The organism is Nitrosopumilus oxyclinae (assembly GCF_013407165.1).
GTDB classification, from domain to species: Archaea; Thermoproteota; Nitrososphaeria; order Nitrososphaerales; family Nitrosopumilaceae; genus Nitrosopumilus; species Nitrosopumilus oxyclinae.
In genome coordinates this window covers 1,540,201-1,554,492 of the sequence record NZ_CP026994.1, presented here as the reverse complement: position 1 = coordinate 1,554,492, position 14,292 = coordinate 1,540,201, and the positions used below count along the sequence as shown (strand labels likewise).

20 protein-coding genes are annotated in these 14,292 nt (G+C 32.7%); 11 read left to right on the top strand and 9 right to left on the bottom strand.

Annotation, left to right across the window (positions count from 1 at the left end; genetic code table 11):
• Positions 1 to 72 precede the first annotated feature (72 nt).
• Both C5F49_RS09765 and C5F49_RS09375 read right to left on the bottom strand, forming a co-directional pair.
• Positions 73 to 204 (bottom strand): hypothetical protein, encoded by a 132-nt coding sequence (locus C5F49_RS09765; RefSeq protein WP_281361114.1) that lies wholly within the window; start codon positions 202 to 204, stop codon positions 73 to 75.
• 10 nt (positions 205 to 214) lie between these two features.
• Positions 215 to 544, bottom strand: coding sequence for a P-II family nitrogen regulator (locus C5F49_RS09375; RefSeq protein ID WP_179362705.1), 330 nt, complete (start codon positions 542 to 544; stop codon positions 215 to 217).
• A 115-nt stretch (positions 545 to 659) separates the two neighbouring features.
• Here C5F49_RS09375 and C5F49_RS09370 point away from each other — a divergent pair, with 115 nt between their 5' ends.
• Complete coding sequence (locus tag C5F49_RS09370) at positions 660 to 1,988, top strand: ammonium transporter (RefSeq protein WP_179362704.1); 1,329 nt, start codon at positions 660 to 662, stop codon at positions 1,986 to 1,988.
• Complete coding sequence (locus C5F49_RS09365; RefSeq protein ID WP_179362703.1) at positions 1,985 to 2,350, top strand: DUF6659 family protein; 366 nt, start codon at positions 1,985 to 1,987, stop codon at positions 2,348 to 2,350. The genes C5F49_RS09370 and C5F49_RS09365 overlap by 4 nt, the downstream gene beginning before the upstream one ends.
• Before the next feature lie 47 nt (positions 2,351 to 2,397).
• On the opposite strand, the gene C5F49_RS09360 is transcribed toward C5F49_RS09365, so the two are convergent.
• Positions 2,398 to 4,143 (bottom strand): HAMP domain-containing protein, encoded by a 1,746-nt coding sequence (locus tag C5F49_RS09360; RefSeq protein WP_179362702.1) that lies wholly within the window; start codon positions 4,141 to 4,143, stop codon positions 2,398 to 2,400.
• Between the two features lie 138 nt (positions 4,144 to 4,281).
• Between C5F49_RS09360 and C5F49_RS09355 the strand changes: the two genes are divergently transcribed.
• Positions 4,282 to 5,268, top strand: coding sequence for a cupredoxin domain-containing protein (locus tag C5F49_RS09355; RefSeq protein ID WP_179362701.1), 987 nt, complete (start codon positions 4,282 to 4,284; stop codon positions 5,266 to 5,268).
• A 41-nt stretch (positions 5,269 to 5,309) separates the two neighbouring features.
• Here the strand turns inward: C5F49_RS09355 and C5F49_RS09350 are convergent, their stop codons facing one another.
• Both C5F49_RS09350 and C5F49_RS09345 read right to left on the bottom strand, forming a co-directional pair.
• Positions 5,310 to 5,609 (bottom strand): ATP-binding protein, encoded by a 300-nt coding sequence (locus C5F49_RS09350; RefSeq protein WP_007402606.1) that lies wholly within the window; start codon positions 5,607 to 5,609, stop codon positions 5,310 to 5,312.
• 112 nt (positions 5,610 to 5,721) lie between these two features.
• Entirely contained in the window at positions 5,722 to 6,312 is a 591-nt protein-coding gene (locus C5F49_RS09345) for a hypothetical protein (RefSeq protein WP_179362700.1), read from the bottom strand.
• Between the two features lie 26 nt (positions 6,313 to 6,338).
• Between C5F49_RS09345 and C5F49_RS09340 the strand changes: the two genes are divergently transcribed.
• A complete protein-coding gene (locus C5F49_RS09340) occupies positions 6,339 to 7,490 on the top strand; it encodes an aminotransferase class V-fold PLP-dependent enzyme (RefSeq protein ID WP_179362699.1) in 1,152 nt (383 codons plus the stop codon).
• Here the strand turns inward: C5F49_RS09340 and C5F49_RS09335 are convergent.
• The gene (locus C5F49_RS09335) at positions 7,485 to 7,742 is read right to left on the bottom strand and encodes an Lrp/AsnC ligand binding domain-containing protein (RefSeq protein ID WP_179363654.1); all 258 of its coding nucleotides are present in this window, start codon (positions 7,740 to 7,742) and stop codon (positions 7,485 to 7,487) included. The two genes, C5F49_RS09340 and C5F49_RS09335, sit on opposite strands and share 6 nt — an antisense overlap.
• Positions 7,743 to 7,817: 75 nt before the next feature.
• Here C5F49_RS09335 and C5F49_RS09330 point away from each other — a divergent pair, with 75 nt between their 5' ends.
• Positions 7,818 to 8,471 carry a cyclase family protein gene (locus C5F49_RS09330; protein WP_179363653.1) on the top strand — a complete coding sequence of 218 codons (654 nt, stop codon included), beginning with the start codon at positions 7,818 to 7,820 and terminating at the stop codon, positions 8,469 to 8,471.
• 32 nt (positions 8,472 to 8,503) lie between these two features.
• Complete coding sequence (locus C5F49_RS09325; protein WP_179362698.1) at positions 8,504 to 8,998, top strand: dual specificity protein phosphatase 23; 495 nt, start codon at positions 8,504 to 8,506, stop codon at positions 8,996 to 8,998.
• A 1-nt stretch (position 8,999) separates the two neighbouring features.
• Here the strand turns inward: C5F49_RS09325 and C5F49_RS09320 are convergent, their stop codons facing one another.
• From C5F49_RS09320 to C5F49_RS09310, 3 genes are read right to left on the bottom strand one after another with little or no spacing between them, the layout of a single operon-like run.
• On the bottom strand, positions 9,000 to 9,146 hold the full coding sequence (locus C5F49_RS09320) for a hypothetical protein (protein ID WP_179362697.1): 147 nt from the start codon (positions 9,144 to 9,146) through the stop codon (positions 9,000 to 9,002).
• Between the two features lie 10 nt (positions 9,147 to 9,156).
• Positions 9,157 to 9,309, bottom strand: a complete 153-nt coding sequence (locus C5F49_RS09315) for a hypothetical protein (RefSeq protein ID WP_179362696.1) — start codon at positions 9,307 to 9,309, stop codon at positions 9,157 to 9,159.
• 31 nt (positions 9,310 to 9,340) lie between these two features.
• A complete protein-coding gene (locus tag C5F49_RS09310) occupies positions 9,341 to 9,877 on the bottom strand; it encodes a hypothetical protein (protein WP_179362695.1) in 537 nt (178 codons plus the stop codon).
• A 51-nt stretch (positions 9,878 to 9,928) separates the two neighbouring features.
• Between C5F49_RS09310 and C5F49_RS09305 the strand changes: the two genes are divergently transcribed.
• Genes C5F49_RS09305 through C5F49_RS09285 form a run of 5 tightly spaced genes read left to right on the top strand, consistent with a single transcriptional unit; the run spans position 9,929 to position 14,248 of the window.
• Positions 9,929 to 10,207, top strand: coding sequence for an RpoL/Rpb11 RNA polymerase subunit family protein (locus C5F49_RS09305; RefSeq protein WP_179362694.1), 279 nt, complete (start codon positions 9,929 to 9,931; stop codon positions 10,205 to 10,207).
• Between the two features lies 1 nt (position 10,208).
• Positions 10,209 to 10,526, top strand: coding sequence for a transcription factor S (locus C5F49_RS09300; RefSeq protein WP_179362693.1), 318 nt, complete (start codon positions 10,209 to 10,211; stop codon positions 10,524 to 10,526).
• 34 nt (positions 10,527 to 10,560) lie between these two features.
• Entirely contained in the window at positions 10,561 to 11,307 is a 747-nt protein-coding gene (pcn, locus tag C5F49_RS09295; protein ID WP_179362692.1) for a proliferating cell nuclear antigen (pcna), read from the top strand.
• A gap of 35 nt (positions 11,308 to 11,342) precedes the next feature.
• Complete coding sequence (locus tag C5F49_RS09290; RefSeq protein WP_179362691.1) at positions 11,343 to 12,746, top strand: aspartate kinase; 1,404 nt, start codon at positions 11,343 to 11,345, stop codon at positions 12,744 to 12,746.
• Between the two features lie 38 nt (positions 12,747 to 12,784).
• Positions 12,785 to 14,248, top strand: coding sequence for a DUF7482 domain-containing protein (locus tag C5F49_RS09285; RefSeq protein WP_179362690.1), 1,464 nt, complete (start codon positions 12,785 to 12,787; stop codon positions 14,246 to 14,248).
• Positions 14,249 to 14,292: the final 44 nt, after the last annotated feature.

Below are 14,292 nucleotides of genomic sequence, written 5' to 3'. Positions count from 1 at the left end.
ACAAAGCTAATCCAACTAACGTCATTCCAACTGCTGCAAGTACTAATTTAGCGATAGAAATTTTGGATAATTTCATAGAACTAAACCAACAAGTAGTGGTATAACAATGATTCCTGCTATCGCAACGACTTTGAGTACGTCTTTAGATTCCAAACGTTGCATCTCTTCTCTGTGAAACAATTTACTATTGCGAATAGAATTCATGTTCATGACTCTAGATTGTGTTTTCCCCTTCATCCCCTGAAGCAATATCCACTGCTCGTAAAATTTGAGAAACAAAGATTTTACCAACTCTGCCATTTTGTTTAATAATTCCTATAACTTCATCTTCAATTGCATCTGAAATGATTGCTTCTAATCTGTATTTTTCACTGAATTGAGGCACAAAAATTTCACTTCCTTTTGATGCGTGAATTTCTGGACCTGGTTTTTTACCTCTTCCTCTTACTTTGGATACAGTAAGACCACCAATCCCGATTTTTTTTAATCCTTCACTAATTGCCATAACGTCGTTTTCTCCTAGTATGACTTCTATTTTGAGCATTTAGTTATTGTAATGTAATTTACACAAATATAATTTCTGATTTTGATAACCAAATGATAATCAAATGATAACCAAATTTAGTCATTGTTATTAATTTCAAACTCAGATTTTTTACATGGTTCTAGATTCTGGGGATACAGCATGGATGCTTGTCGCAGGCAGTCTTGTGCTACTAATGATCCCCGCATTAGGTCTCTTTGAATCTGGACTTTTAAGAAAAAAGAATGCAGCATCAATTTTCATGCAGATCTTTTTTGGTTTAGCACTTTTGAGTGTCATGTGGTTTATTTTTGGATTTAGTGTCTCCTTTGGTGATTCAACTGAAGGATTAATTGGGAATTTTGATTGGGTATTTCTCAAAGGTGTTCCATCTGATGCGCCATTGGAACAATATGCTCCAACAATTCCTGGTGTATTATTTGTAAAATTCCAACTAATGTTTGCAGCAATTACTCCACTATTGCTTACAGGAACTATTGCTGAAAGAATGAAATTCAATTCCTTTATCATTTTCATTGCAGCATGGTCCATGCTAATCTATTATCCTCTAGTTCATTGGGTTTGGGGTGGTGGTTGGTTAGCAGAACTTGGTGTTGTCGACTTTGCTGGTGGTATTGTAATTCATACAAGTGTTGGAATGGCAGCCCTCGCTGCCGCACTAGTACTTGGTAGAAGAAGACACTACGGACCTGCCATCATGATTCCTCATAGTATTCCACTTGCTGTTCTTGGTTCTTCATTATTGTGGTTAGGATGGTTTGGATTTAACGCAGGTAGTGCACTTTCTGCATCAGGTGGTGTTGCAGGTAATACTGTAATTGTAACTCACATGGCCTCATCTGTATCTGCTTTAATTTGGGCAGGACTTTCATGGATTAGAACTGGTAAACCATCAGTTGTAGCCACAATTAATGGAGCAATTGCTGGTCTTGCTGGAATTACTCCTGCATCTGGATTTGTTAGTGCCGAACATGCCTTTGTAATTGGTATTGCAATAGGTGTAATCTCATACTCTGGTGTAGTGCTGTTCAAAGAAAAATTAAAGATTGATGATGCACTTGATGTTAGCTCTGTTCACGGTGTTGCAGGTATTGTTGGTGCGTTAGCTATAGGAATTTTTGCAAGTACTGCAATTAATCCTGGAGGGGTAGATGGATTACTATTTGGAAATCCAGATCAACTCTGGATTCAAGCAATAGGGGTTGCAGTAGCAGCTGCTATGGGCTTTGGTGGAACTTGGATAATTCTTCAAGTGTTAAAACGTACTATAGGTATTCGAGTTTCAGCTGAAGTCGAAGATATAGGATTAGATATTAGTGAGCATGCTGAATCTGCGTATTCTGATGAAGAAGAGTTCTTACTGGATATGGATGATTATACAGAAGAATTAGAAGAAAAGGATGAAATACTTTTTAAAAAGAAATCAGATGGTAATAAAAAATGACAGTAGATTATAATGAATTGTCAAAACAAGTTCTTGATTTAGATCCACAAGTCAGATTTGCAGGTGTTGCAAATAGTAAGGGTGAGATGATTGCAGGTGGACATAGAGAAAATGTTGAGAAAATTTTAGATGGGGATAACGTCAAAATGTCGATTCATTATGCACTGCAAAAAAGAGATCTTTACACAAATTTAGCATACAAACTTGGAAAAGAACAGTCATCAATTACAGAATACGCTATAGTTTCCATGATTAGTATTCCAATCAATTCCAATGACTTGTTTATGATTAGTACAGAACCAAGAACAGATTATTTGAAAATAATCGATTTTGTTCATGCCGCTCTAAAAAATTCTGAATAATTTAGCCTCAAAATACATGTTTTTTGATTAAAAATATTTTTTCTATGTTATTTTTTTCTTTTAACTTCAAAAATACTATAACCATATTTCTCTTTCATTTCAGCGGAATGGAATTGAGAAAATTCGTATTCATCAAAGTCTTTTAAAATTTCATAGAGATTGATGCCAACCACTATACTATTTTTTGGACAAAGTGAATTTATTTTAAAACATTTATTCACTGTAGGTCCAAAAATATCTGAAATCTTCGAAGTCGTACTTTCAGCCACTTTAACAGAACCATATGTTGCACTAATTTTGTAATCTAATTCATCTATGTTTTCTGCATTAAGTTCTTTTTTTAGTTCATCATGAGATTCTATCATATCCAAACAACATTCTAAGATATTTTTCATTACCTCGATATTTTTTGGATCAACATTTGCAAATCTAAACATTAAAGCATCTCCAATATTTTTTACTACTTCTCCATGATGTTTATGGACAATTTTTGCCATAAAATTAAGGAAAATTTCATACATTTTACTAACATCATCATCAGATAATTTAGATGATATTCTTGTAGAGTCTGTTATATCAACAACACCTACACAATCATTTTGTTCATGTTGAGAAAATTTTAACAAAATATCTTCTTGCTGTTTAATGACTTCTTCTTTCTCTTTAATCTCAATTAATGATTCTTCTAGCTTTTGAGCCATTGAATCAAATGCATGTGATAATTCTCCTATTTCGTCACCAGTTGTTATGTTAGTTCTTACTTTAAAATCTCCACTTGCAATTTTATTTGCAGCATTTTTTAATTTAAGGAGGGGTCTTGAAATTGATTTTGATATTACAAATGCAACAATTCCCATTAATAGGGTAATTACTATTCCAGTATAGAATATCCTGTTCTGAAGAATATCTATTGGTTTTTCAACTTCTTCTTGGTCAATTTCTACAAGTAAAACTATGCCTAAATCATCTGCACAATATGATGATCCATAAATTGGAACATTTCTATAATCTTCATAAAATCCTACCATTTCTTCTCCTTCATTGAAACATTTCTGTACGGCTAAACTATCCACTTTTTGTTTGAATACTACATCTTCAATAAATCTAGATTCTGATAACATGATTGATTGATTGTTCACAATGTATACTTCACCTGATTCTCCTAATCCACTTCTATTCACTAGCACATTGTCAATTGAAGTTGTTCTCATTTTAGAAATTATCACTCCTATAGGTTCATCTCCTTTTTTATTCCCATCTGCAAAAATTGGGGAAACAACAACTATTTTTTTACCATTTTTAGATGGTTCAAATTCAATAAATGATTCTTTTAATCCTCTTTGGAATAATTTATCTTCAATAAAATCTTCATCTAAATTTCTACTAAGAGAAAAAAACATTTTTCCATCCTTACCAATAATTTTAGTATCTTCAAATCCTATGGAATACCCAATCAATTCTTGGAATGCTTGAATTTGAATTAAAAAATCCCTACGATTATTTTCTTGAGATTCTTTTAGTTTGTCTTTAGGAATTTGATTCATTTCCGAAACTAATAACTGAATCATAGGATCATTTGCAAGAATTTTATTTTGTTCAATTCTTGATTCAAAAAGTAACCTTAGTGTGTCACCTCTTACAGTGGATTCTCCTAGTAATTGATCACCTACTCTTTCTCCTAGAATTTGATCTGCATAATAGAAGCTTAGAAACCCTGTAATTGAAAGAGCAACAAATGATACAATCATTATCAGAAAAATGAATTTTTTACTAAGATTAAATGAAATAGCCATTTTTGTTCTATGTTTTCTTTATACGAATATCACTCTTTTTGAATATATTGTGCCTATAGTAATTCTTTGAATTGATAATCACTTGCAATATTGAAAATGACCTCTAGTTTTTAATTATCTGAATTTCGGCTATAAAATATGAAATTTTTACTGTATTCTTTATTTTTAGTGATTTTGACTTCTACATCTTTTGCATATGCTGAAGAATACATTATTGATATTCCAGTAGGGGCATACAATCCAGAACTAAATACAGTGGCTGAAGTATGGTATGATCCGCCTCAACTGTTTGTTACAGTAGGTGATACTGTAACTTGGTATAATGATGACAAAGAAGGTCATACTGTTACCAGTGGGGAAGGTTCAGGAAGGTTTGGTTGGATGAGTGATAACTTTGGAAAATCAAATGGAATTTTTGATAGTGGTAGATTTATGCCAGGTGAATCATGGTCATACACGTTTGAGGATTCTGGTACGTTTTCTTATTATTGTACAATTCATCCATGGATGGAAGGAATTTTAATTGTAGAAAAACAAATTCCTGATTATCCACACGATGCAACTGGCAAAAAATTAAAATTTCCTTTGTTGCAATATACACCAGATAGAAACATAGAGGTAAATCTATCATGGGATCCTCCAGTTATTAAAACTCATGAAAAAATTCAATTTGTCTATCAATTCTATGATCCACAAACAAATTCTAACCTTGCAGAAATGAAATACAGTTTTGTAATATTTCAAAATGGACAAGAAATTTTTAGAGATGAAGGACTAAGTCAAATTGGTGGAGATTACAGAAATTTTATTTTTAGTGAATCTGGATCTATCATAGTAAGAATAGAAGGAATTCAATCACCCTCAATTTTTGCTGAGGAAAGTGTCACTGTATTTGGAAATGTTGAAAGTAAAGAACAACGCTCTGTTGATTTTACTACAGCAGTTTATGATAATCCTGAAAAAACATCTCATGAAACTTATCACACAAAACCAGCTCAAAGACTAACAACGTATTACGAATTAATGCTATTGATTATTCTTGTTCCAGGTGTAATGTTCCTTATAGCCATGTTTTGGTTAAAGAAAAAACCTAAAATCAAAGATGAATCAGCAAGTGCTGTTTAAATTTAAAATAATAAAAAGAAATTAAAATTTGACGAACTAATCTAATCGATTAATTCAGTCCAACCTTTGACGAAGACTGAGTTCTTGTAGAGTGGAACTGGTTGTCCAACTGTAAAGTCCATTGGTCGCATCCAAAAGATTGCTTTTGTTGGGCATACACCGATGCATGCACCATCTGAAATACATCTTTCTGGGTAGAAGACAAATGCTTTACCTCTTTTCCAGCCTTCAACTGGTTTTACTCTAAGGACATCTGGTCCAAGTGTGGTACAGATTTCTACACATAGTGCGCATCCGATACACATTTGTTCGCTGATGTCTGGAATAATTCCTACTGGCATAACGAAATTAATTGTCGATTTGATCTTTATATAATTTACCTAAAAATATCACCGTATAACGGCGTTTGATATTTTATAACGGCGTTTTAATTTTGATCGCAATCTTTGATCTTTATTTTTTCCCATCTGTTTGATCTAATGTGCTAATTATCAAGTTATTTTCAGTTTTCTTGAGAAAATAAACACATGTTTTTTCTGATTTAATGATGTGTCTTCCACCTGGTGAAAGAATCCAACCATCATTTTCTTTTTTTCGTGCCATTCCAGTTATCACAACAGATGAATTTACATGATTTCCAATTGATGCCAGTAGCATTATACATGAATTAATGAATATGGCCGATTCTAAATCATCAAACAAATTATAGATTCCATTAAAGGAGTCAATAATTACCAAAAATCTATCTTTTGATACTTTGGAAATAATTTCTGATAGTTTCTCATCCCAATCTGTTTTATTTGGGCAAAATATTGTTAGATTTTCTTTTTTTTGAATCATTTTAGATTCTACATATCCAGTGTATAGCAAATCCATGTCGATGAAAATTATTGGATCTTCAGTTGAATTGATTAATCTGTTAAGAAATTCAATTTTATGAAATGGTTTTGAACATAAAACAATGTTGGGATTGTTTTGTTCAAATTTAATTTGAACTGGTGTTAAATCATCACCTATAATTATCTCAGGATTTTTATCCAACACCGAATTAGCAATCTACAGATATAATAATGAATTTGGTATCTAAAGACATTTCAGATGATTTTCCAACCTCAGAGAAAATCTATCTCAATAATGCATCTGTTTCTTTAATGCCCACTCAAAGTATTGAGGCTATGAAAGAATTTCTAATCACATACAATTCTATTGGCCCTGATTCAAAAGAGTCAGAACCTCTTGTCAATGATAAATTGCGAAATGTAAGAAAAACTATTGCAAAAATCATTTCTTGTCAACCTGATGAAGTGGTTCTTACCCAAAGTACTACTGATGGAATTAATTTTGTAGCAAACGGATTGTCTTTTGATGAAGACTCTAATATGATAATTCGTGGAATGTCACACGAACATCATGCTAATTTTTATCCGTGGATAAAGTTACAAGAAAAAATTTCTATTCAAAATTTACCTATTGATGATAATGGTTTTTTTAAGTTAGATGATTTAGAGTCACTTGTTAATGATAAGACAAAACTAGTTGCACTTAGTCATGTATTGTATAACACAGGTGCAATAATTCCTGTAGAAGAAATAGGAAAAATTCTTGAAGACAAGGTTCCATTCTTCATTGATAGCGCACAAAGTATAGGTTGTATTGGAGATATCGATGTTTCAAAAATTAAATGTGATTTTATGTCATTTAATGGATCTAAATGGCTTTGCGGCCCCATGGGCACAGGATTATTCTATTGCAAAAGAAATTCTAGTGAATTACTAGAACCCAAAACAATTGGTGGCGAATCTGCAATAATTTATGATGATTCAAAATTAGCATACAAAGAATTACCAGATAAATTTCAAACTGGATTTAGAAATTATGTGGGAATTGTCGGATTGGAATCATCTGCAAATTATTTGTTAAAGTTTGGAATGAATAACATTCGCAAGAAAAATCAACACTTGTCAAATGTTTTAAGAGAAGAACTATCAAAAATTCCAAATATTATTTTGTATGGGCCGGAGGATTCTGATGTTAGAACAAGTATTGTTTCATTTAACATCAAAGGGATTGATTCACAACTTGTTGTTGATAAACTTGAAAAACAAAATATTATTTTAGCAGTAAGAGAAATTATGGACCAAAAGATTGTACGTGTATCTCCACACTTTTTTAATACTGAATCTCAGATTTTAAAAGTAATTGATGCAATAAAGAAATTATAGGCTTTCTTGTTCTTCTATTACCATCATTGTTAGTGTAGATTGAACTTTACTAATTTTTCTAACTTTGTTGGTAATAATTGCACGTAATTTTTCAGCATCATCAGAAGTTAATTTTAGGACAATATCGTATACGCCGTATACGCCTTGAACCTCATACTTTACATCCTCTTTTGTAAGAATTTGTTTTACTTCGTTGATGATTGTTTCATCTGATCCTAAATCAGAATTTAATAGAACATACGCTGTAGGCACAAGGGCTTTTTTCATCAGACCGTATTTAACCTTTCATTCTTCAAAATTGATAAATCACTAATGCGTCTTGATGATGTGAAACCAATAGATTTGTCACTTACAATATCAGAATCCATTCCAAGTTTCCCTGGATCTCCAACTCCCCAATTCATTGATTGGTCAGATATAGATCATGATGGATATAATCTTGAATTATTATTCCTAAGTTCACATACAGGAACACATCTGGATGCACCTTATCATTTTGTCAAAAATGGACTAAAAATTCACCAAATTCCACTTGATAGACTCTTTGGAAAAGCAATTCTAATCAAACTCAAAAAATCAAAGAATACCCCAATTACCAAATCCGATATCACATCATTTGAAAAAAAGAACGGTAATATCCCAAACCATTCTTCTGTTTTTTTCTTTACAGACTGGCAAAAAAATCTGAAAAAAAATAATTATTTCACTGAAAATCCTGGATTAGATGCATCATCTGCAAAGTATCTTGCATCCAAAAAAATCAATTTAGTAGGTATTGATTCCCCAAGTATAGATCTTGGAAAAGATGAATCATTTTCTGTACATCACATATTGTCTAAAAATAATATTTTGATAGTAGAAAATTTAGCAAATATGAATAAAATACGAACTTTGGAATTTAATTTTACAATTCTTCCATTAAAGCTAAAAGATGCTACAGGTTCCCCTGTCCGTGCAGTAGCTCATGATTACACTACGTAATACTAAAAATACAGAGTAATCATGAATTTAACATGAGTAAACCTGGTAATATTTGGAGAAAGGTTCATGGTAAAATTACAAAAAAACCTACAAACTTTTCTTGGTTAATTGAAGAAAAATTAGCAGGCTCAGGTATTCCGACAAGTTTGGATGAATTTGATTGGCTTCTAAATCAAGGTGTTAAATCAATTGTAACTATGACTGAGCAATCATTACCAGATGACTGGGTTAAAAATATTGGATATCTGCATGTCCCAACTCCTGATTTGACTGCTCCTGATATGGACAGAATAGATTCAGCAGTTGATTTCATTCATGAACAAATTAAAAATGATCAATCAGTAATGGTTCATTGTGCCGCCGGAATGGGAAGAGCTGGAACAATACTTGCTTGTTATTTTATAAAATACAAAAATTTTTCAGCCAAGAATGCAATTAAAAAAATTCGAGACGAAAGACCAGGTTCAATCCAATCTGAAGTACAAGAATTAGCTATCGGATTTTATGAAAAACATGTAAGAAATTAGTTTAAACAAATTCAGAAACTAATTTTCCATCTACAACTTTAATTTTCAAGGTTTTCTCTTCTTGAAAAAACAAAGTCATTCCACCGTCTGCATCAGGATCTTCTACTTTAACAAGTTCTAACATTTTGATTGCGTCAAATTTTTCCATTCACATTCACCTATTCTGGAATTGATACGGTCTCAATTTTTCCATCAACTGCTTTTATGAACATAAACCTGTTGTCTTTGAAGATAAAGGTAATTCCACCTTCCTTATCAGGTTCTTCAACTTCAAGTATTGGTTGTCCTAACAGACCATCGTATTTTGCCATTAATTATTACCCAAAAAAGTTCCTTATATCCCTAATTGATTGTAATTTCAATTTCACTTGAGCTGTTTTTGACATTTCCAGTTTCTGTAAAGTCATGTTTCTGCCAAGATGCAAAAGCTTCTGCTCCAATCTTGTGTTTTCCTTTACCCAAGTCTGATGCTTTGAATACAAATTTTTCATTAAAGTCAAATAATTCCTGTCTGACTTCCTCTTCTGATAATCTGATAAATGGTTCAAAATTTTTGGCTATCTGTACCCAAATTCGTCTGTCTTTCATTGGATTGACTAGTTTTGGATTTCGAGTCCAAAATATTGATGCCTTTCTATAACTATCAATGGTCCGTCCTAACTCCTTCTTTCTTAGTCCTCCAGATGTCAATTTTATGCCATGTTTCATTTTGAAAGAGACATCGTTATTGTTGTAGGCTTTAGTCCAGTTTGCCTCATTGAAGGCATTTCTAATGTCTCCCTCGACTGAAAATTGGACATTTATCTCGATATTTTCCTCAGATGAGTACTCATCCTTGGATTTTACTAATTCTATTACTGAAATCTTGCTTTCTCCCATTGTTACCGCTCATAATGATTTATATCCGCAATATGTGCTTTTTCTGAATACATGAATGCACAAGTGATCAGTTCTGAGCCTAAAGAGATCAGCCTTTCAATTACTGAAACTGATATTGGAATTTTATACATAATTCAACATGAACTGCTAAAAGCATCTTCTACTGATTTTGCAGGAGTTATTGTAAAGCATCCTCTTACCAATGAATGTTGGATGAGAGTTAATTCTAGTTCAAAACCACTTGGTGAAATTAAAAAAGCAACAGATTCAGCCATCAAAATGGCTCAAGAATTCAACCAACTATTCCATTCTCAAATTAAGGTAAATTAGATTGAAGTTTTGCCCCAAATGTGAGGTCAAATTAAAAAATAGTGGATCCGGCCTCCAATGTTCTAAATGTGGTTATACTGATGGAGAAAAAGCTAAACCAACAAAAAAAATTGCTGCTGAAGAAGAACCAGATTTCTCATTACTTGCTTTTGAAGGAGATGAAGGCGAAGAATCTAATCCAACTGTCAAGATAGACTGTGAAAAATGTGGACATGATGAAGCAGTTGGTTGGATGTTCCAAACTAGAAGTGCAGATGAACCTACAACAAGATTCTATCGTTGTCAAAAATGCAAATACACCTGGCGTGATTACACATAAGGTTTAACTGGAACATAAAGGGAAGAAAATTGATTTGACTTTTGGTGCAAAAACAAGTGGATCTGATGATCTAAAAGCTATCATTTCTGCAATATCTACACTTGTTGAGGAAGCAACTTTTGTTGCAACAGCAGAAGGAATTACTTTTAGAGGAATGGATCCATCACATGTAGCTTTGATAGATATCTCATGGCCAAATTCTGCATTTGAAAAATATGAATGTGATAGTGATATTAAATTTGGTGTAAGAATAGATGAATTTTCAAAACTTATCAAAAGAGCAGATAAAAAAGATAGCATTGAGATCAGTATCTCTGAACAAAACATGTTACTTGTAACAGTTGGAAAAAATAAAAAATACAAAATGCGATTAATTGAAAGTTCTGCAACTGATACTCCATTACCAAAAATCCCTTATGACTCAAAAATTGTTTTAACCTCATCAAAGTTTGACAAAATTCTTGGTGATGTACAGGTTGTATCTGATTATCTTACTATCCAAACATCTGATTCAAAAGGGGACTTTTCTGGAAAAGGTGATTCTGGTGAAGTTGTAATTGAACTTGACAAAGATGATAAAGAAATTGAAGAAATTTCTTCAAAAGAGGACAGTGTTGGTACATACAGTCTTGAATATCTAAATCCTGTAGTCAAAGCAGTAGGTTCCAATGCAGGCTCAATTACATGTGAGTTTTCAAGCGCAAAGCCTCTTAGAATTGAATTTAAAGTAGCAAATATCGGTAGAATTCACTTTTACCTCGCTCCACGCGTCGAAAGTTAAAGCATTTAAAGATTAACTAGTTCAGGTATTTTGAATTGAGACTTGTAATAAAATATGGTGGAACATCAATTTCTGCCGCAAAAGACATCCAAGCAGTAGCTAAGCATCTTAATGAATTATCAAAGAAAAACCAAATTGTTGTAGTATGTTCTGCAACTAGTGGAACTACAGATGATTTGATAGAAATTTCAGAATCAATAAAAAAAGAAAATAAATCCAAAGCTGAACAACTTGCATCAAAAATTACCAATAGACATAAGCAATTAGCTAAACAGACGATCAAAAAATCTGACATAAGAAAAAAATTACTTTCAAAATATGATGAAGACTTTGATGAACTTGTGGCCCTAATTGATGGAATGGTGTTACTAGGTGAAGTTACTCCAAGAACAATGGATTATCTATTTTCGTTTGGAGAAAGGTTATCAATAAAATTAGTTTCATCAGCAATTACTGATTCAGGAAAAAAATCAGTTCCTCTCACTGGCAAAGAAGTGGGAATAGTTACTGATTCTAATTTTGGTGAATCTAAACCACTCATTGATACAACACGATTGAGAGTATCAAAGACTGTAGATGCTTTATTTTCAAAGAAAACAATCCCGGTTGTTGGAGGATTTGTTGGTGCTGATCAACATGGTCATGTTACTACCTTTGGTAGAGGCGGTTCTGATTATTCAGCAACAATTGTTGGTTCCTGCATAAAAGCAGATGAGATTTGGTTAATGAGTGATGTAGATGGTCTAATGACTGCAGATCCAAAAATTGTAAAAAATGCAAAATTACTCAAAGAAGTTTCATACATTGAAGCAGTTGAAATGGCTCTATTTGGTGCAAAGCAGATACACCCAAGAACATTTGAGCCTCTAATAACAAAGAAAATCCCAATGAAGATTAGAAATTCCTTCAATATCAAAAATGAAGGAACCCTAGTTTCTGCATCAACTTCTTCAGCTGTAAAAAATACAGTAAAGTGCGTAAGTAATGTACGAAATAATGGATTAATTGATGTTCAAGGCGGTAGTATGGTTGGAACTCCAGGTACTGCAGCAAAAATATTTGCCACGCTAGCAAAGGCTGGAATCAACGTAATGATGATCTCACAGAATCCATCTGAATCAAGCATTACAATTGTAGTAAAAAATGCTGATCTTGATAAAGCAGTTAGTGCATTAGAGATGGAATTATTGGGAAAAATTATCAAAAAATTAGACATTACTACAGATGTTGCAATAATTGCATTAATTGGTTCAGGAATGAGAGGAACTGTTGGAGTTGCCTCTAAAGTTTTTGGTGCAATTGAGAAAAACAAAGTAAACGTATCCATGATTACTCAAGGATCATCTGAACTTAATCTTGCATTTGTTGTAAAAAATTCTGATACAAATGCAGCTGTACGAGCTTTGCACAATGAATTTGCACTAGATAAAATCAATTAAGACAAAATCATTTAAGGGAATAATCTCAAGATTATTTATTGAATAAACTTCAATCTTTGTTAATAATTGGAATTGTTTCTATTGGTATAATTTTTGTATCATCATCATCTGATCAACTAGTTGATGCAGGTTCTAGAAAGAAAATTCATTTCACTGAAACTATAACATCATCCCAAGATCCTGGCCAAGGACATGAAAATCACCAACTGGCATTGATTTTATCTCCAAATGAGGGAACAATCTATGACGGTTCTATGACATTTACCTCAAGTGAGCCTGTACAGATTATAGTTTTACATGAAATTAGTTCTCAAGAATCAAAAGGCCAACCTACATGGACAGTTGATGGAAAAACAATCTATGGTTTATCATTAATTGATTTACAAAAAAATTCAGGATCATTTGAGTTTACGGGAGCAGCGCTTGCATTGCATTCACCAAACTCCAAAAAATTTACATCTACTGTTAGTCTAGACGGATGGATTAGAGGCCAACCCACTGATGTAATAATGCAAAAAATTGAGTTTGAAAAAGATGAATCATCATATTTACTTTCAAGAACAAATGTCCCTGCCACAATCCCAATGCACAAAGGAATCTATGAAGGAAATCAAATCCATTACATCATAACTGATGGTAGTGATAAAAATTATGCAAAAACTATTTCAGATAAACAAGAATGGAATGTAGAATTTGCACCAGTTCTTGCAGATGTACCAGAAAAAGCACTTCAAAAATTATATGTTTTTAAAAATGGAGTAAAGGGCAATGGAATATATGGATTCCAAAACGAAGTATTTTCTAGCACACCATCACAAAAATCAGAATACAGTGCACTAAATTCTATTGTTGAAGTTACTTGGAAAGTTGGTCAAAAAGAAATTGAATTTAAATCTGCAGCAGATGTAATTGCAGCTGAAGAAGGTGGTCGAGTTAAATTTAATGAAACAGGAATTGTACTGAATACACCTCAAATTATTTGGCCTGATGGACAAATGAAAGTTCGTTCAGACAAAGAAATTTCTGATGAAATGTCTTACAGTGGTGGTCAAATTACTGAAATTAACAAAGAGGAAATGACTGTAACTTTTGTAGCTCATAGGGGTTGGGGACCTGATGGAAGAACAATTTACTATATTGTAACTGATGCAACACCATCAGGACCTGCTGAAACTATGGGTGTGGCCTCATCTCCTAGTTCAGCAAATCTGATTACTCATTCAGGCGCAGTAGATTTGTTCCAATTTAAAAATGGAATTACTGGTTCTGGCCCATTGGGATTCCAAGCAGGAATTGCTGGAGCATCACTTGGAGATGCAAATTATAGTCCTATGTGGAGAATCTATCTAGTTGAATGGAATGATGAAAAATCTGCAAAAATTTTAGAAACAAGGTCTGATATTGACTCTTTTAGTAAAGAGGATAAACTTTCAGTTAGTATTGCCAGACCAACTAACAGTGATCATATAGTAAACTGTCCATTTATTGATCCATTCCAATAGATCCACTAAACGGATAAATTACTTGATAAAAAATTTCTTTTAAA